The 24660-nt window shown below is 60.7% G+C and carries 26 protein-coding genes; 9 read left to right on the forward strand and 17 right to left on the reverse strand.

Features of this window, described 5'->3' with window-relative positions:
• Positions 1–10: 10 nt before the first annotated feature.
• Both groL and RlegSU303_RS28275 read right to left on the reverse strand, forming a co-directional pair.
• Positions 11–1639, reverse strand: a complete 1629-nt coding sequence (gene groL, locus RlegSU303_RS28270) for a chaperonin GroEL (RefSeq protein ID WP_017956756.1) — start codon at positions 1637–1639, stop codon at positions 11–13.
• Between the two features lie 154 nt (positions 1640–1793).
• On the reverse strand, positions 1794–2108 hold the full coding sequence (locus RlegSU303_RS28275; RefSeq protein WP_017956754.1) for a co-chaperone GroES: 315 nt from the start codon (positions 2106–2108) through the stop codon (positions 1794–1796).
• 324 nt (positions 2109–2432) lie between these two features.
• Between RlegSU303_RS28275 and RlegSU303_RS28280 the strand changes: the two genes are divergently transcribed.
• The 4 genes from RlegSU303_RS28280 (at position 2433) to RlegSU303_RS28295 (ending at position 3994) form a co-directional block, all read left to right on the forward strand.
• Entirely contained in the window at positions 2433–2723 is a 291-nt protein-coding gene (locus RlegSU303_RS28280; protein WP_017956753.1) for a hypothetical protein, read from the forward strand.
• 106 nt (positions 2724–2829) lie between these two features.
• Positions 2830–3186 (forward strand): hypothetical protein, encoded by a 357-nt coding sequence (locus RlegSU303_RS28285; RefSeq protein ID WP_094088256.1) that lies wholly within the window; start codon positions 2830–2832, stop codon positions 3184–3186.
• A 56-nt stretch (positions 3187–3242) separates the two neighbouring features.
• Positions 3243–3569 (forward strand): DUF2934 domain-containing protein, encoded by a 327-nt coding sequence (locus RlegSU303_RS28290; protein WP_131718998.1) that lies wholly within the window; start codon positions 3243–3245, stop codon positions 3567–3569.
• A 5-nt stretch (positions 3570–3574) separates the two neighbouring features.
• Positions 3575–3994, forward strand: a complete 420-nt coding sequence (locus RlegSU303_RS28295; RefSeq protein WP_131719023.1) for an HD domain-containing protein — start codon at positions 3575–3577, stop codon at positions 3992–3994.
• Between the two features lie 119 nt (positions 3995–4113).
• Here RlegSU303_RS28295 and RlegSU303_RS28300 read toward each other — a convergent pair whose 3' ends face one another.
• From RlegSU303_RS28300 to RlegSU303_RS34430, 4 genes are all read right to left on the reverse strand, one after another.
• Complete coding sequence (locus tag RlegSU303_RS28300) at positions 4114–4383, reverse strand: hypothetical protein (protein WP_017956749.1); 270 nt, start codon at positions 4381–4383, stop codon at positions 4114–4116.
• A gap of 44 nt (positions 4384–4427) precedes the next feature.
• A complete protein-coding gene (locus tag RlegSU303_RS28305) occupies positions 4428–4691 on the reverse strand; it encodes a hypothetical protein (protein WP_094088255.1) in 264 nt (87 codons plus the stop codon).
• 227 nt (positions 4692–4918) lie between these two features.
• Entirely contained in the window at positions 4919–5563 is a 645-nt protein-coding gene (locus RlegSU303_RS28310; protein WP_017956747.1) for an RES family NAD+ phosphorylase, read from the reverse strand.
• The gene (locus RlegSU303_RS34430) at positions 5560–6387 is read right to left on the reverse strand and encodes a hypothetical protein (protein ID WP_017956746.1); all 828 of its coding nucleotides are present in this window, start codon (positions 6385–6387) and stop codon (positions 5560–5562) included. Before RlegSU303_RS34430 ends, RlegSU303_RS28310 begins: the two co-directional genes overlap by 4 nt.
• Positions 6388–6595: 208 nt before the next feature.
• On the opposite strand from RlegSU303_RS34430, the gene RlegSU303_RS28320 reads away from it, so the two are divergent.
• Positions 6596–7102, forward strand: coding sequence for an HIT family protein (locus RlegSU303_RS28320; RefSeq protein WP_094088252.1), 507 nt, complete (start codon positions 6596–6598; stop codon positions 7100–7102).
• 45 nt (positions 7103–7147) lie between these two features.
• Here RlegSU303_RS28320 and RlegSU303_RS28325 read toward each other — a convergent pair whose 3' ends face one another.
• The 7 genes from RlegSU303_RS28325 to RlegSU303_RS28355 all read right to left on the reverse strand — a co-directional run bounded on the left by RlegSU303_RS28325 (position 7148) and on the right by RlegSU303_RS28355 (position 15258).
• Positions 7148–8998, reverse strand: a complete 1851-nt coding sequence (locus RlegSU303_RS28325) for a DUF2264 domain-containing protein (RefSeq protein WP_131718997.1) — start codon at positions 8996–8998, stop codon at positions 7148–7150.
• A gap of 77 nt (positions 8999–9075) precedes the next feature.
• On the reverse strand, positions 9076–10350 hold the full coding sequence (locus RlegSU303_RS28330) for an ABC transporter substrate-binding protein (protein WP_026158212.1): 1275 nt from the start codon (positions 10348–10350) through the stop codon (positions 9076–9078).
• A 40-nt stretch (positions 10351–10390) separates the two neighbouring features.
• The gene (locus RlegSU303_RS28335) at positions 10391–11116 is read right to left on the reverse strand and encodes a YesL family protein (RefSeq protein ID WP_131718996.1); all 726 of its coding nucleotides are present in this window, start codon (positions 11114–11116) and stop codon (positions 10391–10393) included.
• 20 nt (positions 11117–11136) lie between these two features.
• Positions 11137–12246, reverse strand: a complete 1110-nt coding sequence (locus tag RlegSU303_RS28340; RefSeq protein ID WP_131718995.1) for an ABC transporter ATP-binding protein — start codon at positions 12244–12246, stop codon at positions 11137–11139.
• A 15-nt stretch (positions 12247–12261) separates the two neighbouring features.
• Positions 12262–13434, reverse strand: a complete 1173-nt coding sequence (locus RlegSU303_RS28345) for a glycoside hydrolase family 88 protein (RefSeq protein ID WP_131718994.1) — start codon at positions 13432–13434, stop codon at positions 12262–12264.
• Between the two features lie 4 nt (positions 13435–13438).
• Positions 13439–14275, reverse strand: a complete 837-nt coding sequence (locus tag RlegSU303_RS28350) for a carbohydrate ABC transporter permease (RefSeq protein ID WP_094088246.1) — start codon at positions 14273–14275, stop codon at positions 13439–13441.
• Positions 14272–15258, reverse strand: coding sequence for a carbohydrate ABC transporter permease (locus RlegSU303_RS28355; protein WP_094088245.1), 987 nt, complete (start codon positions 15256–15258; stop codon positions 14272–14274). The genes RlegSU303_RS28350 and RlegSU303_RS28355 overlap by 4 nt, the downstream gene beginning before the upstream one ends.
• 131 nt (positions 15259–15389) lie before the next feature.
• On the opposite strand from RlegSU303_RS28355, the gene RlegSU303_RS28360 reads away from it, so the two are divergent.
• On the forward strand, positions 15390–17186 hold the full coding sequence (locus RlegSU303_RS28360) for a heparinase II/III domain-containing protein (RefSeq protein ID WP_131718993.1): 1797 nt from the start codon (positions 15390–15392) through the stop codon (positions 17184–17186).
• 124 nt (positions 17187–17310) lie between these two features.
• Entirely contained in the window at positions 17311–18138 is an 828-nt protein-coding gene (locus RlegSU303_RS28365; protein WP_131718992.1) for a carbohydrate-binding protein, read from the forward strand.
• On the opposite strand, the gene RlegSU303_RS28370 is transcribed toward RlegSU303_RS28365, so the two are convergent.
• The 4 genes from RlegSU303_RS28370 to RlegSU303_RS28385 all read right to left on the reverse strand — a co-directional run bounded on the left by RlegSU303_RS28370 (position 18133) and on the right by RlegSU303_RS28385 (position 21825).
• Positions 18133–19143, reverse strand: a complete 1011-nt coding sequence (locus tag RlegSU303_RS28370; RefSeq protein ID WP_131718991.1) for a GlxA family transcriptional regulator — start codon at positions 19141–19143, stop codon at positions 18133–18135. The two genes, RlegSU303_RS28365 and RlegSU303_RS28370, sit on opposite strands and share 6 nt — an antisense overlap.
• Positions 19140–19718, reverse strand: a complete 579-nt coding sequence (locus RlegSU303_RS28375; RefSeq protein WP_205928055.1) for an isochorismatase family protein — start codon at positions 19716–19718, stop codon at positions 19140–19142. Before RlegSU303_RS28375 ends, RlegSU303_RS28370 begins: the two co-directional genes overlap by 4 nt.
• A 194-nt stretch (positions 19719–19912) precedes the next feature.
• Positions 19913–20695, reverse strand: coding sequence for a FadR/GntR family transcriptional regulator (locus tag RlegSU303_RS28380; protein WP_131718989.1), 783 nt, complete (start codon positions 20693–20695; stop codon positions 19913–19915).
• A 122-nt stretch (positions 20696–20817) separates the two neighbouring features.
• On the reverse strand, positions 20818–21825 hold the full coding sequence (locus tag RlegSU303_RS28385; protein ID WP_131718988.1) for a LacI family DNA-binding transcriptional regulator: 1008 nt from the start codon (positions 21823–21825) through the stop codon (positions 20818–20820).
• Between the two features lie 207 nt (positions 21826–22032).
• Here RlegSU303_RS28385 and RlegSU303_RS28390 point away from each other — a divergent pair, with 207 nt between their 5' ends.
• Positions 22033–23355 carry an alpha-L-fucosidase gene (locus tag RlegSU303_RS28390; protein ID WP_131718987.1) on the forward strand — a complete coding sequence of 441 codons (1323 nt, stop codon included), beginning with the start codon at positions 22033–22035 and terminating at the stop codon, positions 23353–23355.
• Positions 23356–23405: 50 nt separating this feature from the next.
• Complete coding sequence (locus tag RlegSU303_RS28395) at positions 23406–24629, forward strand: ABC transporter substrate-binding protein (protein WP_131718986.1); 1224 nt, start codon at positions 23406–23408, stop codon at positions 24627–24629.
• Positions 24630–24660: the final 31 nt, after the last annotated feature.

Genomic DNA, 24660 nt, shown 5'->3' on the forward strand with positions numbered 1-24660 from the left:
GGCAGCCTTTCTAGAAATCCATGCCGGCGCCGGGAGGCATTGGCGGAGCGGCGTCCTTCTTGGGTTTTTCGGCGATCATGGCTTCCGTCGTGACGAGAAGACCGGCAATGGAGGCGGCATCCTGAAGCGCAGTGCGAACAACCTTGGCCGGATCGATGACGCCCTGGGCATAGAGGTCGCCATATTCGCCCGTCTGAGCGTTCCAGCCGTAGGAGAACTCGCTTTTCTCGCGCAGCTTGCCGACGACGATCGAGCCTTCCGCTCCGGCATTTTCGGCGATCTGGCGAGCCGGCGCCTCGAGAGCGCGACGGACGATATCGATACCGACGCGCTGGTCCTGGTTGGCCACGCTGAGATTATCGAGCGCCTTGACGGCGCGCAGCAGCGCCACGCCTCCGCCCGGCAGGATACCCTCCTCGACCGCCGCGCGGGTTGCATGAAGCGCGTCGTCGACGCGGTCCTTCTTTTCCTTCACCTCGACTTCCGTCGAGCCGCCGACGCGGATGACGGCAACGCCGCCGGCGAGCTTGGCAAGGCGTTCCTGCAGCTTCTCGCGGTCGTAGTCGGACGTGGTTTCTTCGATCTGGGCGCGGATCTGGGCAACACGGCCTTGGATGTCGGACTTGGCGCCCGAACCGTCGACAATCATGGTGTTTTCCTTCTCGATCGACACCTTCTTGGCACGGCCGAGCATGTCGAGCGTGACGGATTCGAGCTTGATGCCGAGATCTTCGGAGATGACAGTGCCGGCGGTCAGGATGGCGATGTCTTCCAGCATGGCCTTGCGGCGGTCGCCGAAGCCAGGCGCCTTGACGGCGGCGATCTTCAGGCCGCCGCGCAGCTTGTTGACGACGAGGGTCGCAAGCGCCTCGCCTTCGACGTCTTCAGCGATGATCAGCAGCGGCTTGCTGGATTGGACGACGGCTTCGAGAACCGGGAGCATCGACTGCAGGTTCGAGAGCTTCTTCTCGTGGATGAGAATATAGGGGTCTTCAAACTCGACCCGCATCTTGTCGGCATTGGTCACGAAATAGGGGCTGAGATAGCCGCGGTCGAACTGCATGCCTTCGACGACTTCGAGTTCGGTTTCGGCGGTCTTGGCTTCTTCAACCGTGATGACGCCATCATTGCCGACCCTTTCCATCGCTTCCGCCAAAAAGCGGCCGATTTCGGCATCGCCATTGGCGGAGATCGTGCCGACCTGGGCGATTTCGGAATTGTTGGAGATCTTGCGGGCGTTGGCCTTCAGTTCCGCAACGATGGCGCCGACCGCAAGATCGATGCCGCGTTTCAGGTCCATCGGGTTCATGCCCGACGTAACGGCCTTGGCGCCCTCCTTGACGATTGCCTGGGCCAGCACCGTTGCCGTCGTGGTGCCGTCGCCGGCGACGTCGCTGGTCTTCGAGGCGACTTCGCGGACCATCTGGGCGCCCATGTTTTCGAACTTGTCTTCGAGTTCGATTTCCTTGGCGACCGAAACGCCGTCCTTGGTCATGCGCGGTGCGCCGAAAGACCTTTCGATCACGACGTTGCGGCCTTTCGGGCCGAGGGTCGCCTTCACGGCGTTGGCCAGGATGTCGACGCCACGCAGCATCTTCTCACGGGCTTCGGTGCTGAATTTGATTTCTTTAGCAGCCATTGTCCTCACTCCTTCATAGGCAGCCAGAGCAATTCCTGGAAAAGTGCGACGTGGTTTTCCGTTTGGAATTGCGTCAGAAATAAAAGGTTGGAGCGGTTCTGCGTTTCCATGAAAAGCCGATGCGCTCCTGCATCGACGGATGCCCGCAGGAATCTCAGGCGGCCTGCTTCTTTTCGCCCCGGGTTTCGATAATCCCCATCACGTCGCTTTCCTTCATGATCAGCCGATCTTCGCCATTGATCTTGATCTCGGTGCCGGACCATTTGCCGAACAGGATGCGATCGCCGGGCTTGACGTCGAGAGCCTGAATCTGTCCGGCGTCGTTGCGTGCGCCGGGGCCGACGGCGATAACCTCGCCTTCCTGCGGCTTCTCCTTGGCGGTGTCGGGAATGATGATGCCGCCCTTGGTCTTTTCCTCTGAATCGACCCGGCGGACGAGAATACGGTCATGAAGCGGTCGAAACGACATGTCTTCCTCTATCGATGAACAATGATGACGTTGTTCCCGTGGCCGGACCGGATAACCAATCCGGGCGGGTGCAGGTTCGCGCGCGCGCCTTGCGCGAATGATCTGGTTCGAGGGTTCAGCAATTTCAAGAGGCGGCGAAAGAAAAATTAGCACTCTCCGCCGGAGACTGCTAACGCCCAACAGGGAACAGACAATCGGCTCCTGCGTTCGAATAAAAGGGCGAACGGCATTGAGGCTTGAATCCGTATTTCGGCATTCCTAGTTCTTTGGTGGCCGAGGCTTGATGAGCTCGGTCACCGTCCCACGTCTTTAGGAGTGAGTGACATGGAAGAGAACACCAAACTAATCAAAGACCTCAGTATCGAGGAACGCGAGGAAATCCTCGTCGATATCGCTCGTACGCTGGAGGACACGGCGCGTGAGGCCTTTGTCGAAGGCAATACGCATTTTGCGGCACTCTCCAACAACATGGCTGAAGCGATCCGCGTCAACGCCGATGAGCTCGCCCGTGACGATCCGGAAAATGCCGAGCTCGTATTGCAGCAGGCAACGGCGATGATCTCGCAATTCGAAGCCGTGCACCCCTATCGGATGGTGAGCATGGCCGTCCATTGATCGCCGCTTCGGGCCCGCCTCGGTCGCCCGCTCAAATCAATCGCCACCCACACGGAACTCTCACTGCTTGCGAAGGTTATTGGATCACAACATCGAAAGGTGATCCATGATGACTTCCAGATCCAACGTGCCGCCAGAGAGCGGCACCGACGATGCGCGGTCCGCCGATAGCGAACGGGCCGAGACCGACCGCAAAAGGGCATTGGAGACTGCCCGGCGCAACGTGAGTTCGGCATTAGATCGCGATCGCGGCACCGAAACCCCAAGCCTGAAGCTTGCAAAGGAATATCTCAGTCTCGGCGGCCAACGCCGGTCGATGATCGATGACAATATCACCGATGTTCGCCACTGGGACAAGGATCCGCCGGAGGCCGAACGGTTCTGGAAGGAACGGGTGGAGACGCTTCCAAAGGATCAACGCAAGCAGGTGGAGGATTTTCTTCCAACCATCAACACGCCCTGAAAGGGCGGCCGAGCCGCTCTTCGGGCGGGCTCGTTCCAATGCGCTTGGAGGCGATCATGGCTATAGACAAGCACGAGCAGATCCGTCGCCGTGCCTACGAAATCTGGGAGGCCGAGGGCCGCCCGGATGGCGCTGACCAGCGCCATTGGCTTCAAGCCTGCGACGAACTTGCCGGCGAGGACGAGAATGAGACGCTGCAGAACCTGCTCGATGAAGACGACAGGGATGACGCGGCGCTGCTTCAAGGCGCCGGCGAGAGTGGCGATCTCGATCGGCCACGGGCGAGACCTGTCCAGGCCGCCGCGGCTCCCGTCCCTGACATCGAGATGACGACGGGCGAAAAGCCTTCCTGGCGGAAGATCAGGAAGACCGAAGGGCCTTGATCGCCATGCAGCATCTCGACCATGCCATCCAGATCGCTCTTACGGCCCACGAAGGCCAAGCGGACAAGACCGGCCGGCCGTTCTTCGAGCACTGCCAGCGGGTAGCGCTTCTCGTTTCCGGTGAGGAGACGCGAACGGTCGCCTACCTTCATGACGTCGTCGAGAAGGGAAGCGGCTGGACGCTCGACAGGCTGAGGGAAGAAGGCTTTCCGCCGGCGATCATCGCCGCGGTAAATGCTCTGACACGGCGACCGGACGAACCGGATGACGGCTTCGTCAGACGTGCGGCATCAAACCCGCTGGCCTTGCCCGTCAAACAGGCCGACCTCGAAGACAATCTCCGACAGGCCGAACAAGCTGGCAAGAAAACGGAAAAATACCAGCGCGGCCTGGATCTCCTGCGCGACATCAGGAACGGACAATAGGAACGCGGACAAAGGTCGGGAATCGGCGCAAGGGCGCACTCCTCGGCTTCCATGTCACGTGCAGAGCGTGACCGCAACCTGGCCTCCGCTTGCAGCGACGGAGCCCGTTTGGCCGCATTTCATGCTTTGTTGGCAAACCACACCGTCGGGGCGCCGAGCACGCCTCCCGTGCGCATCGCCGTCTTCAACTCGTCCAGCTTGCTGAATGCCTGCGCCGCTTCAAGCGTGGCAAACTCGTGGGTGACGGTAATATCGTTCGGATTGTCGATGGCGCGATAAACGGCTTGCGCCGTCACCCCATTGGCCTTCTGCACCGGCGAAAAGCCATCATATATCTTGCGCCAGGCGGCATAATCGGAGACCTCGTGCCTTACGAATAATGTCGTCATATCATCCTCCCGCGTTGCATTTCCAAGTCTCGTCGAGATGTGTGTTATGATTGAACGAGGAACGTCATGGTCTCGGGCAAGACGCCGTCACTGGCCATCGCATCGGCCGCTGTCTTGGTCTGCATGAAGGCCATCAACTTTTCCATGTCTGCAACGTCCATGACCAAGCCGACGCGGTTGGAGTTTTGAGGGTCTGTAAACGTGCGAATGTTCGTGACGCCAACGGGTTCCAATACCTGCTTGCGGATCGGTGAGGCGAGCCAGTGTTTCGTGTCTTTGACGTCGTGGCAGATCATTATGGTAGGCATTGCGTCCTCCTCTCAAGATTTCGGAAACTGAAAGCTGAGTATGCTGCGCTTTGCCGGATTTCATTACAGCAATGTTGCGAAGAGTGGGTTTTTCTTATTCATTAGTTGAAGGTATAAATATAATTATTGGGTAATTCGAAAATATTATGCGACGGCGGCGTTGAGCGCGCATTGGTTTTTGAAAATAGCTTTGGTGACGGTTCCGGAGTCAGCGAGCGTCATTGGCGCTAAGATATGATCGTGATGCCCGCACGGCGCCCATAGTCCCGCAGTTCGAGAAGGCGATCGGCGTCCGCACCGGCGTCGATGGATTGAACGACGTCGAGCCGGTCCTCTGCCAAGCGATCCTCGAACAGGATGATGCATTGTTCGGGGTCGCACTGGCGGGACGTCCAGATCAACCCGTCAATGTCGGTGCGCGCCCGATGAATGGTTTCGGCCCACAGGACGGTCTCGCCATAGGTCGACTTCGGCGTTTCGATGAGATCCGTTCGACGGAGTTTCCAGGCCTTCAAATCGGGTGCGAAAAGGCTTGCCAGCTGCAGATCACGCTTTGGCGCGATGACGCTGACCGTTCGCGCTTCGACGACGGCAAGCCGGACGGTCTTGAAAGCGGCGGCCGGTTCGATGTCGTGAAAGATCGACTCGAAGGCGGCCGCCTCTCTGCTCGTTGCCGCATAGAGCGTCGCGACACAATTGCCGTGCGCGTCGTTGAACGGTGCGAATTGGGTCGCTTGTCCCTTGCAGGGATTGAATTGCCCTGCCCGGAACGAAGACAGATGGCTTCGATGAAGCGCCGTACCTGCCTTGACCGTCCGGATGTTGATCGTTGGAAAGGGCGACGGCGGGCTTGGCAGAGGAGGGTGGCTCACCCAGCGACTTCTTGCCGCTCGCGGGTCGCGGCAGCCGTCACCGCGTCCATATCGTCAAGCACATCCATGGGCGCCTTGTCGTCAAGCCAGCCGTTCGTTGAAACGAACCAGAATGCGCGCTGCCACGGAGACAGGTTCTCCGGAAGAGCCGCAAGCGCCTTCTTGATTGCAGGATGTGGCCGTCCATCCCGGAGCTGAAACGCCGGAAAATATTCGGTACCACGATGATGTACCGAGAAAATGTCACCGGCTTTCTTCCAGCGCGCTGCGGTCGCGTACAGGTTTCTCGCGCTTGAGCCGGCGCGGTTTCCGATCTCCGCGCTGGTGAGTTGCGACACCTCAGCGATGAAGCGATCCCTGAGCTCCAGATTGTCCGCTGCGAGCACACCGCGCGCCTCGCCAAGCTCATCAGGCAGAATAACGTCCGCGAGCTTGTTGATCGCGTCTTCCAGCCGGCTTTCCTCCAGGGAGCCGCTGACGCGGACCATCATCTGGAAGAAAGTCTTGACGGATCTGCGACGTCCTTCCGGGAGATCGGGTTTCAAGCGGATTACCACGGAATCCCCGACCGCAACATTTGCCATCGCCCTGGCGAGCTTGGCGAGCTCGGGGTCCGCGTTCTCAGGAAAAGCAGATCGATCGACGGCGAACTTCGTCAGGGTCTGCAGGAAGGCATCCGCGAAAGCATCACGCAGAGCGTTTTCATCCGAGGTCCGTTCTGGAGCAACGCCTTTGCGCCGGCGGCCAGCCAATGGCACGGTTCGTCCCTCGTTGGCGGACGACCGGTCAATCATGAGAAATTCGGAAAAGAGAGCTTCGGTCATTTCGGCCACGTGAGATTAGTGATGAACATCTCAATATCACTTAAGTCATGCAAAGTCGATTGCAATGGCGAGTGTCAGGATGACCATAACCTCGCATGTGCGCCGTGGACAGATTTGATGGCAGGATCGATTTGACTTCCCAATATCGGTTGTCGCACCAATTTGACGATCGGATACGCCTCGGCGCGTGAGACGACAGAGGTTCAGGATGAGCGAACGCCAACCATTTGATCTCAAGGCCTATGGGCGCGACATCGGAACAAGGCCATGCTTTATCTGCGGCTTGGTCAGGAATGACCCTGCCTTCTTCCATCATCGCATTTTTGAAGACGGTGAGACGATCATTTTCCTGAGCAAATATCCCACCCTGCCGGGCTATTGCCTTGTCTGTCCGAGGGAGCACCTCGAGGATCTCGCGCGAGACATGTCGACCGATGAATATCTTCGATTACAGGAGAAGGTGCATATTTTGTCTCGCGCCCTCAAAAGCCTGTTCGACGCCGAGCGAGTTTATGTGCTTTCTCTCGGTAGCCAGCAAGCCAATAGCCATCTGCATTTTCATGTCGTTCCCTTGCCCTCAGGTGTGCCGCTTGAAAAGCAGCAATACCATGCACTGATGGCGGAGCACGGGGTTCTGCAGATCCCTGACGATCAAATGGCACAGTTGGCGCAGCGCATTGCCGAAGCATACCGTTCGGAGCTGACCGCACGATAATCAACCATCCGGCTCGTGGTCGAACCCGAAAGCCAATGCTCCAGGCTACGTTCCGAGGGCGAATGCCGGCACCCGCGCACCTTTCTCGCGAAAGAGCCGCTCCACCTCGTCGAGGCGAGGGCAGGCGGGCGGGTTATCGAGCGCTTTTGCCCAATTATCGCGACTGGGCAGGGCCATCGCGGCGGTTACGAGCACGGTGGTTCCGGGGCCGATTTCGCCGCGCAGCTGCGGCAGTAGGGTCTTGGCGTGGATGAGATTGGTGTTCGGGATCGGGCTCATCGCATGGCCGACCCTCCGATCGGGCGACAGATCGACGATCGCGCTGATGTCAGTTTGTCCGTACCAGACAGCCCGGCCATCCCTTGCATCGGAGCGGTCGGCATTGAAATCCGCGCGCTCGATCGCAAAACCGCCCTCGATGGTGCTGAGTGTGCGTGGCGTGGCGATGCTGTGAATGCGGATGTGCCACGGATTTTCAGGAAGCAGCCAGGTTTCGATCGTGACATCGCTCCAGGGGCGCCAGCGCGAATAGAGCAGGTCGCCAGCGATCAACGCCTCTTCGAGGGTTTCGCGCATGCGGAAATGGACGCCGTCATCGGAGAGGCCGAGCATGCCGTCGAAGCTGGCGGCGGAGAAATTCCGGTCGTCGGCTTCGACGTTGAAGGCGTAGCGGGTGGAATAGACGAATTTCGAATATTTCTCGTTTGCGCCGAGCATCTTGTCGTGCTGCTGCCCTGAGGAGAGCACGACCACGTTTCCCGGCGTGTGCATGGCGACCATTCCCGCCGGCTTCAACGCAACCGGCTCCGGAAATTCCGGCTGCGGTGCCTCCTCGGCCGCCCAGAACGGATGATCTCCCGGAAGAGCGAGCGGCAGGAAGAATTTCAGCGCCCAATAGGGCGAGCCGGGAGAGTTGTAGCTCTCGCTCATGAAGAGGTTCGGATAGCCGTAGCCGACCGAAAGAACGCCGTCGCGATCGGCAATCGGCATCGCCGACCACCAGCGGATATGGCGCATGTAATAGCCCTTGATCTCCGTCCAGGGCAGGGCTTCGATGCCGGCAAAGGCAAGCGCACCCCAAAAACCTCCCGCCGCGAAGCGGTAAGTCTGGCTGCGGCCGAAGGCAAGGGCTGCGCCATCGGGGCCGAACCAGTGGCGGATATCCCTGGCGAAGATCTCTGCACGATCGCGGAAGCGATCCTTGCGCGCCTCGTCGCCCTTGGCCAGCGCCGCATAGATCAGGCCGTAGAAATGCATGGCGAAGGGAATGTAATGATCGACCCGCCGAACCGGCCCGTCGCGATACCAGCCTTCTCCGAGGTCGAAAGCCTCTACTTCGTCGAGATAGGTGAGGGTCTTCCGGTGATCGAATGTCACGCTCACGCGTTCCAGTCCGAGATCGATGAGCACACGGAAGAATTTCCAGTTATTGTCGATGAATTCCAACTCGCGCGCTCTGAGAAGATAGGCAGCGACCGTCTTCTTCTCGCTGTCGTCGAGCGGTTCCCAGATGTGCTCGGGCACGAGCGCCAGGGCGAAGCCGACGGCGGCGAGCTCGACCAGCCGCTGATTGCGGTCGGCAAGATCGCCCCAATATTCGGGATGAGCGGGATTGGTCCCGTTCGCCAGCCCACGGCGATAGAGATCCCAGTGCGGAAACGCGCCGCCGCCGGCAACGAGCGGAACGATCCCCCAGAGCGGCCGCGCAAATCCCTCCAAATCCGCCGCCGCCCGATCGAAGATCGCGCCGGCCGCGCCGAGGCGCACCCGGGCGCCGCCTTCGGAAAAATACGGCAGCAGCGGCTCGAAGAGATCGATGATGGCCTTGGCGAGGTCGTCGCGTGTCTTCAGGGGATTGCCGAAAAGCGGATTGGCCCGGGCGGGATCATAAATCATTGTCAGGCTCGAAATTCATGAAAAACAGGATCGGCCGCGGGCAGATATTGCCCGCGGCCGTCGACATTTCTGGACGCCTACTTGATCGCCTTCACGCCTTCGGTCATTTCCTTCAGCCCTTCATCGACGGAGGTGCTGTCGGTCATGATCGCGTCATGCGCCCGGTTGAGCACGACCTCGATCTTGGCGGCGTTCGGGTTGACCGCCATCTCCAGGTAGGTTTTCGACGGCTTCAGCGCCTCCTTGCTGGCCGCATCCTCAGGAAAGCCGGGTGTCGCCGCGATCTTGGCGCTGACGTCATCCGTCTTGAGCGCAGGGAAGGTACCCGTCGACGCGATGACTGCCGCGCCATCAGGACCGGTGACGAACTTGATGAAATCGAGCGCGGCCTCCTTGTGAACGGAATTGGCGTTGACCGCCAGGCCCGAGATCTGCGCAGCGGTCGTGCCGGTTGCCACGCCGTCGGGATGCGGGAACTTGACGATGCCCCAGTTCTTGCTCTTCGATTCACCCGATTTCACCTTGGTGATCTGGGTGCCGACGAACCAGGTTCCCATCGGCAGCATGCCGATCGTGCCATTGAAGAAGAGTGCCGAATAATGTGTGTTCGACGTCTTCAGGAAGGCATAGGAGGGAATCGCGCCATCCTTCTGCAGGGTCAGCGCCCTCTCGTACCAGGGCTTCAGGAAGCCGTAGTCGCCATCGACCAGCGTGTGTTTTCCGTCGAGGATGGCGGGCAATTGAACGGTCGACCGCCAGGTATGCAGAAGCGCGCCATAGGTTTTGTTGGTGCCCATGCCGCCCGAAAGCTTCTCGGCGGTCTCGTCGAACTGCGCCCAGGTCATGTCATTGGTGGGGTAGGGGACGCCTGCTTTGTCGAAGATATCCTTGTTGTAATAGACGACCCAGAAGTCGGAGCGGAACGGCAGGGAGTAGATCTTACCATCGATGGTCAGTTCCTCGATCAGGCCGCCAAAGGGAGCCGGGTCGATCTTCTGATCCTTCACGAAGCCGCTGAGATCGGCGATGTTACCGGCGCGCACCAGATTGGTGTAGCCCGGCACATCCTTGATGGTGACGATGTCGATGTCCTTGGAGCCGCCGGTCAGCTGCGTCGAGATCATCTGCTGGTAGTCCTGCGAGCCGAGGTCCATCGGCTCGAACTTCACGTTGGGGTGCTTGGCCTGATAGGCCTCGATCAGCGGCTTGTAATAGGCGGTCTTGTCCCAGTCCCACAAAGCCCATTTGAGCGTCACGGCGTCCTGGGCAAACGCTGCCCCGGCCGTCATCGCCGCCAAGGTGAAACCCGCCACGGCAAGTTTCATCGTCCCCCCGAATTTATCCAAATACATTCCCGTTCTCCTTCCCTGGATCATCTCTGGATCAGTTATTTTATGAAGCGTCTCGTCTATGCGGTTCGCGGTGCGGCTGTGTTTCGTTTGGCAGGTCTAGAACCGTCACCGCCGCCCGATGGACGCCGAATGCGACGGCGAACATTCCGAGTGAAAAATTGAAGGTTGCCGGCATGAACACCGAAACCGGATAGAAGAGGATGTGCGCCAGCCAGAGACTGGCGGTAAAGGCGAGCGCTGCAAGCGCCGGAAAAGGACGGACAATGGAGGCGAGGGCGGCGAGGCGTAGCAGGCTGAGAGCCGGCAGATCGCGCATCACCATGAGAACGAAGAGATGGCAGGCGAGGACCGCGACGAAGGCGGTGGCGACGAGGGCGATCGTCAGCGGTGCGCTCAGCAACAGATTGTCGCGTGCGCCTGCGGCATAGGTGACGATCGCATAGAGGCCGATTGCGAGCGCGCCGCACAACGCCAGACCCCAGGCGGTGGCGCGCCAGAAGTAGCGCAGAAAGGCTTCCGTGAAGTCCCGCAGCAGATAGGTGTTGCGATCTTCCACCAAGGCCACCGAGACCCGGGCCATGGCGGCGAGCGCTGCCGGCAGCGTCACGACGAAGAGGCCAGCCAGGATGAAGAGGATGTTCAGCTTGACCATCTCCCACCATTCGCGGACGAGGATCTCGGCGAACAGGGCAAGGCCGTTCTTCTTCGGCGCATCCTTCGGAATGCCCGGCCCCTCCCTCGTCCACATGTCCCGCAACCACTGCATAGCCGTCTCCCGCAGGCGCCTCAGTATAGAATCGAGCGTTCCGTTTCCTTGTCGAACAGCTGCGCATTGGTCATATCGGCGACCAGCGTCGCCTCCTCGCCGATATCGGGCCGGTAGCGCGGCGAGACGCGGGCGATCAGATTGCGACCGCCTGTCACCATGTTCAGGTGCACTTCCGAGCCCATGGGCTCGGCAAGTTCGACGATCGCCTTGAGGGGCGCCAGGTTCTCCGGTGCGATGTCGGCCGGCGGCAGCTCGTGGAAATTCTCGGGACGGATGCCGAGCACCAGTTCGCGGCCCTCGTAGGGGGCGATCCTGGCCTTGTCGAAATGGGCAGGCAGCGGCAGTTCCCGGCCGTCGAAGACGGCGATGTAGTCATCGCCCCGTCGCAGAATGGTCGAGGGCAGCATGTTCATCTGCGGTGCGCCGATGAAACCGGCAACGAACATATTGACGGGGCGGTCATAGAGGTTCTGCGGCGTATCGACCTGCTGGATATGCCCGTCCTTCATGACGACGATCCGGTCCGCCATGGTCATGGCCTCGACCTGGTCGTGGGTGACATAGATGAAGGTGGCATTGAGACGCTTGTGCAGCTTGGTGATTTCGGAGCGCATCGTGCCGCGCAGCTTGGCGTCGAGATTGGAAAGCGGCTCGTCGAGAAGGAAGACGGCCGGATTGCGCACCATGGCGCGGCCAAGTGCGACGCGCTGGCGCTGCCCGCCCGAAAGCGCCTTCGGCTTGCGGTTCAGGAGATGAGAGATGTCGAGGATCCTGGCGGCGTCCTGCACCTGCGCATCGATGAAGTCGCGCGATACCTTCCTGAGCTGCAGGCCGAAAGCCATGTTCTTGTAGACTGTCATATGCGGATAGAGCGCATAGTTCTGGAAGACCATGGCGATATCCCGATCCTTGGACGGGACATCGTTCATGACGTCGCCGCCGATCTTAAGCTCTCCTCCCGATATTTCCTCGAGGCCAGCGATCATCCGCAGCGTTGTCGATTTGCCGCAGCCGGAGGGGCCGACCAGAATGATGAATTCCTTATCTGCGATCTCGAGGTCGATGTCGTGGACGACGGTGAGCGCACCGTAGCTCTTGTTCAGCTCTTTAAGCGAAATGCTGGCCATCGGGTTCTCCTGAATTCACCAATAGGAAGACCAGCTGCGCGAAAGGCGCGTCAAAGCTTCCATGTAATAATAATCTCCCCAGGAGACGCATTCATCGACACCCTCGCCGCGGCAGGTGTTGAACGGCGATTTCTTCGAATAGGTGGCGTGCAGCACCAGGCCGTTGGAGACGGTGGGATCCTTGACCGCATAATGATCCGTAAGGCTCTTCATCATGCGGCGCGCCAGTGTACGATAACGTGCGGCCGGTTCCGGCTCGACGAGATCGGCCATCTCCAGAAGGCCGCAGGCGGTGATCGATGCCGACGAACTGTCGCGCGGCTCGCCGTCGCCGTCAGAAAAGACGAGGTCCCAATAGGGCACCATGTCGGCCGGCAGCCGGTTGAGATAGAAGGCGAGCAGCCGGTCGAAGGTTTGGCGATATTCCTCGAGCCGCTCATAACGATAGGAGAGCGCCATGCCAGCGATTGCCCAGGCCTGTCCGCGCGCCCAGGCGCTGTCGTCCCTGTAGCCCTGCTTGGTGGCGCCGCGCACCGGCGCTCCGGTAACCGGGTCCATATAGAAGGTGTGATAGGTGGAATCATCAGGCCGAACCGAGTTGGCGAGCGTGGTGCGGGCGTGAATGAGAGCGATCTCACGGTATTTCGGATCGCCAGTCTCGCGGCTTGCCCAGTAGAGAAGCGGCAGGTTCAGCAGGCAGTCGATGATATAGCGGTATTCTTCCGCCACCCCCTTGCGGCCCCAGGCCTGGATGAACTGGCCGATGGGCTGGAAGCGCTCGATCAGCTGGTCGGCGGCCAGGATGGCGGCCTTCCGGCCATCCTCGTCTCCGACGAGCTTCCAGGCGGCGATGCAGGAGGGCGAATAGAGAAAGCCCATGTCGTGATGATCCGTCTCGATGCGGTTCACGATCCGATGCAGGAACGACTGGACCTGGACCTGCGCGGCATCCCGGAAAACCGCCTCGCCGCTGTGCTCGAAAGCGAGCCATAGCTCGCCGGGCCAGAAGCCCGCGGTCCATTGATCATTCGCCACCGCGGGATAAAAGTTGCCGACGCTCGAATGGTTCTGCGAGGCATGGGTGAACTGGGGGAGGTTGCGCCTGATCTGCTCGACGGCAAGATCGAGCGCGGCTTTGACCTCCGGATCGGTGATCGGTTGCGGGGCGACGGACGAGACGGCGTTCATGGATTTAACCCTTCAGTCCCGTCGAGGCGATGCCCTCGACGAAGAAACGCTGGAGAGAGAGGAAGACGATGAGAACCGGAATGAGGGCGACGACGGAGGCCGCCATGATGAGCCCGTATTCGGCCGAATATTGCGAGATGAACATGCGCAGGCCGATCTGGACGGTCTTCAGCTCGGTCTTGGTCAGGTAGATCATCGGCCCGAGAAAATCGTTCCAGGTGGTGACGAAGGTGAAGATCGTCAGCGTCGAGAGCGCGGGCTTCGACAGCGGTAGCATGATGCGCGCCCAGATCTGATATTCGTTCATGCCGTCGATGCGGGCCGCCTCGCAGAGCTCGGTCGGGATCGACATGTAGAACTGCCGCATTAGGAAGACGCCGAAGGCGGTGAAGGCCTGCAGGCAGATCAGCGCCAGATGCGTGTTGTTGAGGCCGAATTCACGCATCAGCAGGAATTGCGGCACCATATAGACCTGCCAGGGCATGGCGATGGTGGCGATGTAGCCGAGGAACAGGGTGTTCTTGTAGGGGAAATTCAGTTTCGCGAAGGCGTAGGCCGCAAAGCTGGAGGTCAGCAGTTGCAGCAGAGTGACGATGATCGTCAGCTTCGACGTGTTGTAGATGAACAGCGCAAGCGGGATCTTCGTCCAGATATCCACATAGTTCTGCCATTGCGGCTCGGGCGGTATCCACTCGATCGGGAAAGCGAATACGTCACGGCTGAGCTTCAGGGATGCCGAAAGCATCCAGGCAAAGGGCATCAGCATGATGAGCGTGACGGCGATGACGATGGCGTAGATCGCGACCGATCTGACGGTGACCTTGCGTCCGGCGATCCTCATGCCTCGTCCTCCCTCTGGCGCCGGAACTGGAAGACGGTGACGGCGAGCACGAGGAAGAACAGCACGAGCGAAACCATGCTGGAATAGCCGAGATCCCAGGAAATGAAGGCTTCGTTGTAGATGTGGTAGACGAGGACGAGCGTCGAGGTGCCAGGCCCGCCCTGGGTGATCATGTAGATCTGGTCGAACACCTTGAAGGACTGGATCGTCAGCATAACGGTGACGAAGAAGGTCGTCGGCCCGAGCTGCGGCACGGTGACATGGATGAACTTCTGCCAGGAATTGGCGCCATCGAGATCGGCGGCCTCATAGAGCTCCGAATTGATGCCCTGCAGACCGGCCAGGTAGATGACCATGTAATAGCCCATATTCTTCCAGATGCCGAAGAGGATCACCGTCACCATCGCCCAGTGGCGATCGGCTGCCCATCCCGGCATGTTCTTGGGATCGAGACCGAGCGTGTAGAGGATCATGTTCACCGGCCCCATCTCGGGATTGAAGATCATGTTCCAGACGACCGCGACGGCCACCAGCGAGGCGACATAGGGGAAGAACATCGCCGTACGAAAGAAATCGCGCCCCGCGATCTTCTGGTTGAGAAGAACGGCGAGGCCGAGCGCGCAGATGAGCGTCGCCGGCACGGAGGCGACCGTATAGATCACCGTGTTCCAGAACGCCGCGATGAAGGCCTTGTCCTCGAAGAGCCGCCAGAAATTGTCCAGCCCGGCGAATGTGATCGCATTCGAGCCGTCCCAATGCATGAAGGCGAGCGCGAAGGCGAAGAGGATCGGGCCGAGCGTGAAGACGGCAAAGCCGATGAAATTCGGGGCAATGAAGGAATAGGCGACGAGCGCGCTGCGTATCCTGCGCTGGCGCTTGGACAAGACCGCGACTTTTCGGCTTGAGATTGCCGGAGCGCCGTCCGTCGCGATGACCGAATTCGATATGGACACCGAAGCCTCCTCTTCCTCCCGCAACCACATAGCACATATCCGGTATTGGTCAAACAAGTTCTGAATAGGTCATACGAATTTTATGGAAAGCGCAGAACACATATGATAGGTGAGCATGAAGACCAAGCGCTCATCGATGCTTTTCCGGTGCGGGGACGGACATGTTCAGCGAGATTTCAGAGGAGCTGCCGGATGTGCTGGGCGACTTCACGCCCTGGGCGGTCGGCTCCGATCGCCCCAGATGGAACTCCGTGCCGCAGGCGGTACGGGAGCTGGTCATTGGCGAGGCCGAAGAGACGCTTGCGCGCGCCTGGCCGCTGATTGCGGCCTCGGATTACCGGGAGTTCACCGCAACGGGCAACCGCTCGCACTTCGAGGCACTCTATTTCACGCGCCGCCGGATGCTCAACAATCTGGTGCTCGGCGAACTCATCGAAGGCGGGGCGCGCTTCCTGCCGAAGATCGTCGACAGCATCTTCCTGATTGCGGAGGAAAGCGGCTGGCAGCTTCCGGCGCATAACGCCTATGAACGAAGCGGCGCACGCCTGCCGCTTCCCGACAGTTCGCAGCCTGTCGTCGATCTCTTCGCCGCCGAAACGGCCGCCCTGCTTGCCACCATCGTCGCATTGCTTCGCGACGAGCTCGACGGCATCAGCCCCGAGATTGCGGCACGCGTGGAGCGCGAGATCGAGATCCGCATCCTCTCGCCTTATCTCGGACGGCATTTCTGGTGGATGGGCCGCGGCGAGGAGCGGATGAACAACTGGACGGCATGGATAAGCCAGAACGTCCTGTTGACGGCCTTCTCCCTGAAAACAGATCAACCCACGCGTCACGCCGTCGTCAAAAAGGCGCTCGGCAGCCTCGACGCCTTCCTGAAAGACTATGCCGAAGACGGCGCCTGCGAGGAGGGCGTGCTCTATTATCGCCACGCCGCGCTCTGCCTGCATGGGGCTTTGACCATCCTGGATAGGGTGGCGCCGGGCCTGTTCGGCCGATTTTGGCAACAGCCGAAAATCCGCAACATGGCCGAATATATCGCTCACATGCATGTGGCCGGCCGCTATTATTTCAATTTCGCGGATTCTTCCGCGGTGGTCGAACCCTGCAGCGCGCGGGAATACCTGTTCGGACAGGCGGTTGGCTCTGAGATGCTCGCTGAGTTCGCTGCATCCGACAGAGCCGCTTCCGATAATCCCCACCTGCCGGGGGAATGGAACCTGTGGTATCGCGTGCAGGAACTGCTGGTCGGCCCGACGCTTCCCGCTGCCGCCGGGCCGCATCCCGCATCCCGACGCGATATCTTCTATCCCGGCATCGGCCTGTTCATCGCCCGCGACGAGCAGTTTTCGCTCGCCGTCAAGGGCGGCAACAACGGCGAGGGCCACAATCACAACGATGTTGGGAGCGTGACGCTCTACAAGAACGGTCGTCCGTTCCTGATCGACGTCGGCGTCGAGACCTATACCGCAAAAACCTTTTCGGCGCGGCGCTACGAGATATGGACGATGCAGTCGGCGTTCCACAACCTGCCGACATTCGCCGGTGTCATGCAGTCCGCCGGCGAAGCCTTTGGCGCGCGCGATGTCGAGGTCGGGTTCGACGAAGGGAGCGCGCGCATATCGCTCGATATTTCAGGCGCCTATCCCCCCGAAGCGCAGCTGCACAGCTATCGGCGCGTCGTTTCGCTATTGCGCGGCCGCCATGTCGAGATCGTCGACACCTATGACGGCGGCAAGCCGGCGGCCCTGTCGCTGATGACATGCCTGGCGCCGACCGTCACCCCGGACAGGATTGATCTCGCCGACCTCGGCAGCATTTTCGTCGACGGCGCCGGCGAGATCGAAATCGACGAGATCGTCGTGGAGGACGCCCGGCTGAGATCGGCCTGGCCCGAGAAAATCTATCGGCTGCGCGTGCCGTTTGCCGGCAGGCTGCTGAAGTTGCGGATCGTCTAGAACAGGATGATTTTAGGCCGGGTCGGCTTAAAGTCTGAATCCCGTTCTAAATTAAAGAGTTAGAGCATGATGTCGTCCGAAAATCGCTCACACTTTTCGGCGTCATGCTCTGGGGAGGGCGAGCATGGAATTGACACTGAAGATCGTGGATGCCGATGGGGTGGTGCTGGCGCGTTCCACAGGCCGGGACGAGACGTTCCTGGTCTATCGCCAGAGCTATCGCGAAGGCGATCGCGTGGTCGTGGAGGTCTCCGAGCCTGGGCATGTGTTCCTCTCCCTTGATGGCGCGATCCAACCCGGCCTGGTCTACATGAAGGAGTGCGCCTATTCGCTCGCCGTACCCTTCGGCGATAGGCGCAAGCCCTATTCGCCGAATGCCTTCAGGGGCGATATCCACCGGCTTTCAGCGCGAAGCACCCGCCCTGACGAGATTGTCCATCGGCGCAACCTCGCCCTGAACCCCTGGGACGATCACGCCAATCGGGCTCTGTTTCCGCATGCGCGCGCCAATGTCGAGACCCGGGGCGAAGCGGTCTTTGCCGCGCGCAACGCGATCGACGGCGAAAAGGCCAATGACGATCACGGCTTCTGGCCCTATACGAGTTGGGGCATCAATCGCGATCCGCAAGCAGCACTGACGGTGGAATTCGGCAGGCCGGTCAAGATCGACGAGATCGTTTTCTATCTTCGGGCTGACTTCCCGCATGATTCCTGGTGGGAGGAAGCCAGCGTCACCTTCTCGAACGGCAGGACCTCCTGCTTTCCGCTGGTGAAATCAGGCGCCGCGCAGGCCTTTCCGATAGAGCCCTGCATCGTCGAATGGGTGGAGCTGCACGGTCTGATCAAGGCCGAGGACGCCTCGCCCTATCCGGCGCTGACCCAGATCGAAATCTGGGGAACAGAGGTGCAGGGCGCCGACCTCAAGCCGTCCGCCCTTCCTCTCGCGCTATGAGAATGTAGGCAGCGTTGACCGTGCCGCGCTCGGCGGGCCGTCATTCAGGCGGTTCCAGGCGCGGCGGAGCTGCCGCGCCGAGCCGAAGCCGGCGCGCATCGCGATGTCCTCCATGTCCAGCCGCGAACCGGAGAGCATCTCGCGGGCAAGAGCCACGCGCATAAGGTTGACGAAATCCGTAACGCTCATGCCCGTTTGCTCGTTGAACAGCCTTGAAAGGTTGCGCGGGCTGGCACCGCTGAGGCGGGCGAGGGACGCCACCGACCAGTCCTGGGAGGGGTTGGCGACCACCGCGTCCTGCGCGCGATGAATGACCGGGTGGATATGGTTGCGACCTTCGAGCCAGGGCGAAAGCTGCGGATCCGAGCCGCCGCGCCTGAGATAGACGACAAGATATCGCGCCACCGCAAGTGCGCAGGTATGTCCCGCCGCTTCGGCAACGATATGCAACATGAGGTCTATGCCGGCAGTGATGCCGGCGCTCGTGAGGCGGTCACCGTCCTCGACGTAGAGCCGGTTGTCCCGGACGCGCGCGGTGGGCGCGAGCCTCGCCAGATCCTCTATGCAGGCATGATGGGTGGTGCAATCGCGGCCGTCGAGCATTCCTGCCTCGGCGGCGAGCAATGCGCCCGAGCAGATCGAGACCAGACGAATTCCCGGAAGAATGGCGCGCTTCAGCCATGCGACGATGGCGGCCTGGTCGGCGCGTTCCTGTTCGTCCCACGGACGGCTGTTTGCCATCGGGGCGTCGGCGCTGCCGGCAATGACGACAAGCGCGTTATCGGGCAAGCGTTCCGGCAATGCGACGACGCCCGTAACGGCAAGACCGATCGAGCTGCCGACCGTCGCCGTTGGGCCGATATAGGTGGCGGTAAAGCGCACTGTGCGCTGTTCGAGGTTCGCCTTGCGCAGCACTTCGATCGGGCCGGCGACGTCGAGCAGCAGCACGCGCGGCGGCACGACGACGAAGACCGGGATATCGAAGGGCTGCGCGGCGTCCGTCATACGGCGAGTGACTTTTCGCGCCGGGCCAATGCCTGTTCGACGGTCGCGATCCGAGCGAAACGCCCCGACAGGACCAGTTCGGTCCGGTCCCGGATTTCCTTGGCGCTCCAGGTGCGTCCTGTGGCGTCGGTCATCGGGAAGGTCAGTGTCGCTTCGCCGACATAGTCGACTTGATAGCCGAGATCGGAGGCGTGGCGGGTGGTGGTCTCGCAGCACTGTTCGGTACGAATGCCGGAGACGAGGATCCGACGGACGCCGTTCTCGGTCAGCCACACGTCGAGACCGGAACCGACCAGGGCGCTATGGCGCCTCTTCCTGAACGTCGCCTTGGGAGCGATCCTGAGCGGGGCGAGTGTGCTGACGAACCCGGATGCTTCCGAAAATGGCCCGTTTTCGTCGACATGGAAGATCTGGATGATGGGTATTCCATCGGCTTGCGCGCCGTCGATCAGAGCCTGCTGACGATCGATATAGCCGGAAGCGAGGTTTTCATCCCAGTAATCGCGGTGTCTGAAGGACTCCTGGGCGTCGATAACGAGAAGGACAGTATCATGGCCGGACATTTTTTGCTCCATGCAGATTGATCATGAAGTCATACTCGGCGATTTCAAGGCAGGGGAAAATGCGCGCGCCGGACAAATAGCGGACAATTCGCGCCAATAGATGCGTTCATGGCGACCTTATGTCAGGAGCCGCGGGTCACATCCGGCGCGCCTGCCGGCCGTGCGCACATAATCAGTCCGACTTCCACGCAATTCCGGATCGGATGTCAGCTCGTAAAGCTTCGCAGATCCCTCAGCAGGTTGCGGTACCTGGCCTGGCTGCCGACCAGATGGTCGCGCATGGCGTTGCGGGCGGCCTGCTCGTCTCTGTCAGAGATGGCGACGACGATTGCTTCGTGCTCCTTGTGGATCAGCTTTCGATAGGCGGTCTGTTCGGCCGTCCTCGATTCCGGAACGAGCCTCGACTGCGGGATGATCGCCGAGCCCTGCGATTCCAGGAACTGCCTGAACAGCGGATTGTTCGTGGCTTCGGCGATCGCGGCATGGAGTTCGAGATCCGCATCGCGAATGGATTGATCAGTCTCGATGCATTGGAGGACTTTCCGATGACATTCGAATATCGCCTCCTCCTGTGCCGGCGAGCGGCGCAGGGCTGCAAGGCCCGCCGCCTCGATTTCGACAGGTGTTCTGATCTCGAGTACCTCAAGATCGGAGGCGACGCGGGCTTTGTCGACTTTCCGCGCGGAGAGCGCCGGATCGGCGCCGAGCACGAAAATCCCCGCTCCCTGGCGCACCTCGACAAGCCCGTCGGAGCGAAGTGCTGCCACCGCCTCGCGCACGACGGTGCGGCTGACGCTGTGAGTTTCGGTCAGTTCGTGCTCACTCGGAAGCTTGTCGCCGGCAGAATATTGGCCGCTCAATATGGCTTGCCGGAGGCTTTCGCCGACCTGTGAGACCAGCGACCCGGAGCCTTTGCTGCGATCCTTCACCTGCATAGCCACGCCTGCCCCCGCATCGGCTTTGATCCGAATGCCGTTCAAACGCGGCATTGCGAAATTCACGATTCATCACACATGTATGACAAATTTGGCCGCCTTTCAATGGATAAGGGCCGAACAGTGAAAATCCGGCGCTGCGCTTATATCTCTCGACGCTGCCTCGGCAGAAGCACTCAAAGCCGCTTGGTCGACTCCCCGCGCACGAACCTCGGCGTCAGGATAAAATCCTGCGGCGGCGCTGCGGCCCCCTCGGGGCTTGCTATTCTTGCCAGGAGGCGCTGTGCCGCCAGTTCGCCGAGCTTCTGTGCATCCTGCACCACCATGGTGATGCGGGGTGTGATGACGTTGCTCCAGGGCACGTCGTCGACCATCGCCAGCGACACGTCGTCAGGGCAGCGGAAGCCCATCTCCTGCATCACCTGCAGTGCCGCGAGGCCCGTCATGTTGTTGGCGCCGATGATGGCGGTCGGCCGATCGCGACGGGTGAGCAGGCGCATGGCCTGCGCATGGCCGCCGGTTCTGGTATAGCCGCCTTCGGCCACCAGCGAAGGATCGATGTCCACGCCGGCGCCGGCCATCGTGTTCATGAAACCCTTCAGGCGCTCGTCGGCGGTGTGCAGGCCGCTCGGCCCCGAGATGAAACCGATCCGCCTGTGGCCGAGCTGCAGCAGATGTTCCGTTAGGATGGTGGTGGTCAGCGGATTGTCGGAGCCGACAAAATCGCGTTCCGCGCCTTCCACCTTCTGGTCGAACATCACGATCGGCGTCTTGAAGTCGCGCAGGAAGGTTGCGTATTCCTCGCCATGCCCGTTTGCCGCCAGCGCGATGCCGGCGATCTTCTGCGCCTCCAGCCGTTCCAGCAGCGCCCGTTCGAGGTCGGCCCTGCCGGAGGAATCAGCGATCAGAACGAAATAGCCGTTGTCGAGCCCTTGGCGCTCGATCTCGCGGCGGATGTCGCCGAAGAACATATTGCCGAGATTGGCCGAAACGAAACCGATCAGTGAGCTGCGTCCGCGCGCCAGCGTCTGGGCCACCGGGTCGATGCGGTAACCGGTCGATTTTATCGCCTGCTGGATGCGGTCGAGCGTCTCGACGCCGACCCGCTTCGGGCTGTTGAGTGCCAGCGAGACGGTCGAGATGGAAACTCCCGCAAGGCGCGCTACGTCTCGTATCGTGGTCATGTCTGTCGAACCGGTTCTAATGTCTTGTTATGTCCGATTTTATTGGCCGGTGCAACATTCATACTTCAAATCAGTTGCTTTACGGGGTTCGTCTCTCTGATCTTGCGATCACGAATTTCGGCTTGACAGACATCGGATCAGGCGAGATGATCATTTACCGAACCGGTTCGATATGATGTTGAGCCGGAAAACAGGGAGGAGAAACCTGTGACGAGTTCGGAACGCCAGCCGGAAAATCCGGCATCGGGAGGGGCGGAGAAACACGCCTGGTTCAGCCAGGATCGCCTGGGCATGTTCATCCATTGGGGCCTCTATGCCTTGGGAGCCCGGCACGAGTGGTTGAAGAACCGCGAAGAGCTGACCGACGAGCATTACCAGCGCTATTTCGACAATTTCGATCCCGATCTCTACGATCCCAAGGAGTGGGCCCGCCGGGCGCGTCTTGCCGGTATGAAATATGTCGTGGTGACGACCAAGCATCATGAGGGCTTCTGCCTCTGGGACAGCAAGGTGACGGACTACAAGGCGCCGAACGCGCCCTGCGGCAAAGATCTGCTCACGCCGCTGGTCGAAGCCTTCCGCGCCGAAGGGCTGAAGATCGGCTTCTACTATTCGCTGCTTGACTGGCACCATCCCGATTTCCCGATCGACGTTCACCATCCGCTGCGCAACCATCCCGACGCCAAGGCCCTGAATGCCGGCCGTAACATCGCCAACTACGCGGCCTATATGCGCGAACAGGTGCGCGAGCTTCTGACCGGCTTCGGCCGCATCGACATCATCTGGTTCGATTTCAGCTATCCCGGGCGCGAATATCGCGGCCTGCCCGGCAAGGGGCGCGCCGATTGGGAGAGCGAGCGGCTGGTCGAGCTGGTGCGCGAGCTGCAGCCCGGCATCATCGTCAACAACCGCCTCGATCTGCCGCCCGGCACCCTGCCTGACGTGACGACGCCGGAGCAATATACGCCGCGGGTCGCCCCCGCTATCGCCAGCCAGGGGGTGCTCTGGGAAGCCTGCCATACGTTCAGCGGCTCCTGGGGGTATCACCGCGACGAAGATACTTGGAAAAGCCCGGAACAGATCATCCAGTTGCTGATCGATTCCGTCGCGCTCGGCGGCAACCTCCTGATGAATGTCGGCCCGACCGGCCGGGGCACGCTCGATGCGCGCGCCATCAGCGCGCTCGAGGTCTACCAGAACTGGATGGGCGTCAACGCACGCTCCATCTACGGAGCGGGTCCGTCCGGCTTTCCGGCGCCGGCCGGCTGCCGCTACACTCAGAACGGCAATCGCCTCTATCTGCATGTCTACAACTGGCCCTACCGCCACATCCATATCGAAGGTTTTGCCGACAGGATTGCTTATGCGCAATTCCTGCATGACGCCAGCGAAGTGCGCTGGCTCAGCCAGACGAAGGAAGTGGATTCCAATATCGGCGTGATGGTGCCGGAAGGCATGATCACGCTCGAACTGCCGGTCCGGCGCCCGGACGTTACCGTCCCGGTGATCGAGATCGTCCTGAAGGCGTGAGCTCGATCGCACTCGCGTGTCCTTTGCGTTCATGGAGGGAGGAGAAACCCATGAAGGTTCTGAAGAAAACGCTTTTGCTTGCCGCTATCGGCAGCAGTCTTTTTGCCACAGCCGCATCGGCCGAGCAGGTCAACCTGACCTGGCAGATGTGGACCGGCTCCGAAACCGACACCAAGAGTTGGCAGCACCTGGCGGAGATGGTGACCGCCAAGTATCCCGATATCAAGGTGACGCTGACGACGACGGGCTGGGTCGACTACTGGACGCGGCTGCCGGTGCTGGCGGCATCGGGACAGCTCGCCGACATCGTCTCCATGCAATCGCTGCGCATGCCGAACTTCTATTCGCTGCTCGAGCCCCTGAATGACCGGATCGAGGCCGATAAGTTCGACGTCGCCGCCTTCACACCCTCGATCATCGGCGGCATGTCCGTCGACAAGCAGCTATACGGTCTGCCTTATGACGTCGGTCCGTGGGTCATCTATTATAACCAGGACGCGCTCGAAGCCGCTGGCGTTCCGCTGCCGAAGCCGGGCTGGACGCTTGCCGAGTTCACCGATGCCGCCAAGAAACTGACGAAGGACGGCAAGTACGGCTTCGGCATCACCCCGACGAACTATTCGGTCCTGGCCGCCGCCTGGGGCGATAAATACGTCAACGACGCCGGCGAGCTTGATTTGACCAGTGCGAGCGCAGTTGCTGCCGCCGACAGGCTGATCGGCTTTGCAGCCAAGGATAAGATCGCGCCGCTGGTCCCCTCCGGTGGCGCGAATCCAGGTGATGTCGTCCAGGGCCGGTTCAATTCGGGCAATGTCGCCATGTATATCGACGGCCCCTGGTCGATCATCGGCATGAAGGGCCAGGCCAAGTTCAAGATCGGCCTCACCACGCTGCCGCGCGACGAGGGCGAACTCTCGGCCGTCACCGCAGGCTCCGGTTTCGGCATTTCCACGACGAGCAAGAATAAGGACGCGGCCTGGAAGGCGATCCAGGTGCTGACCAGCCCGGAAGCGTTATCCTATCTCGCCGAACAGGGCCGTGCCTTGCCTGCGCGCACGGCGTCGCAATCGGCCTGGTACAAGGTAGCGGCCAAGGACATCACCAACGGCGGCGAGGCCATCGACTATTCCCTGGCGCACTCCGTGCCTTACGTGATCACCAACAACTGGGCAGCGGTGGAAAACCTCTTCAACCAGTATTTCCCGCCGGCTTTCGCCGGCAGCGTCGACGCCAAGCAGACGATGGAGTCCATCCAGAGCCTCGCGCAGCAATAGAGTCAGCGCGTCCGACAGGACGCGCCGTCGC

It is taken from the genome of Rhizobium sp. SU303 (assembly GCF_021052345.1).
Taxonomy (GTDB): domain Bacteria; phylum Pseudomonadota; class Alphaproteobacteria; order Rhizobiales; family Rhizobiaceae; genus Rhizobium; species Rhizobium laguerreae.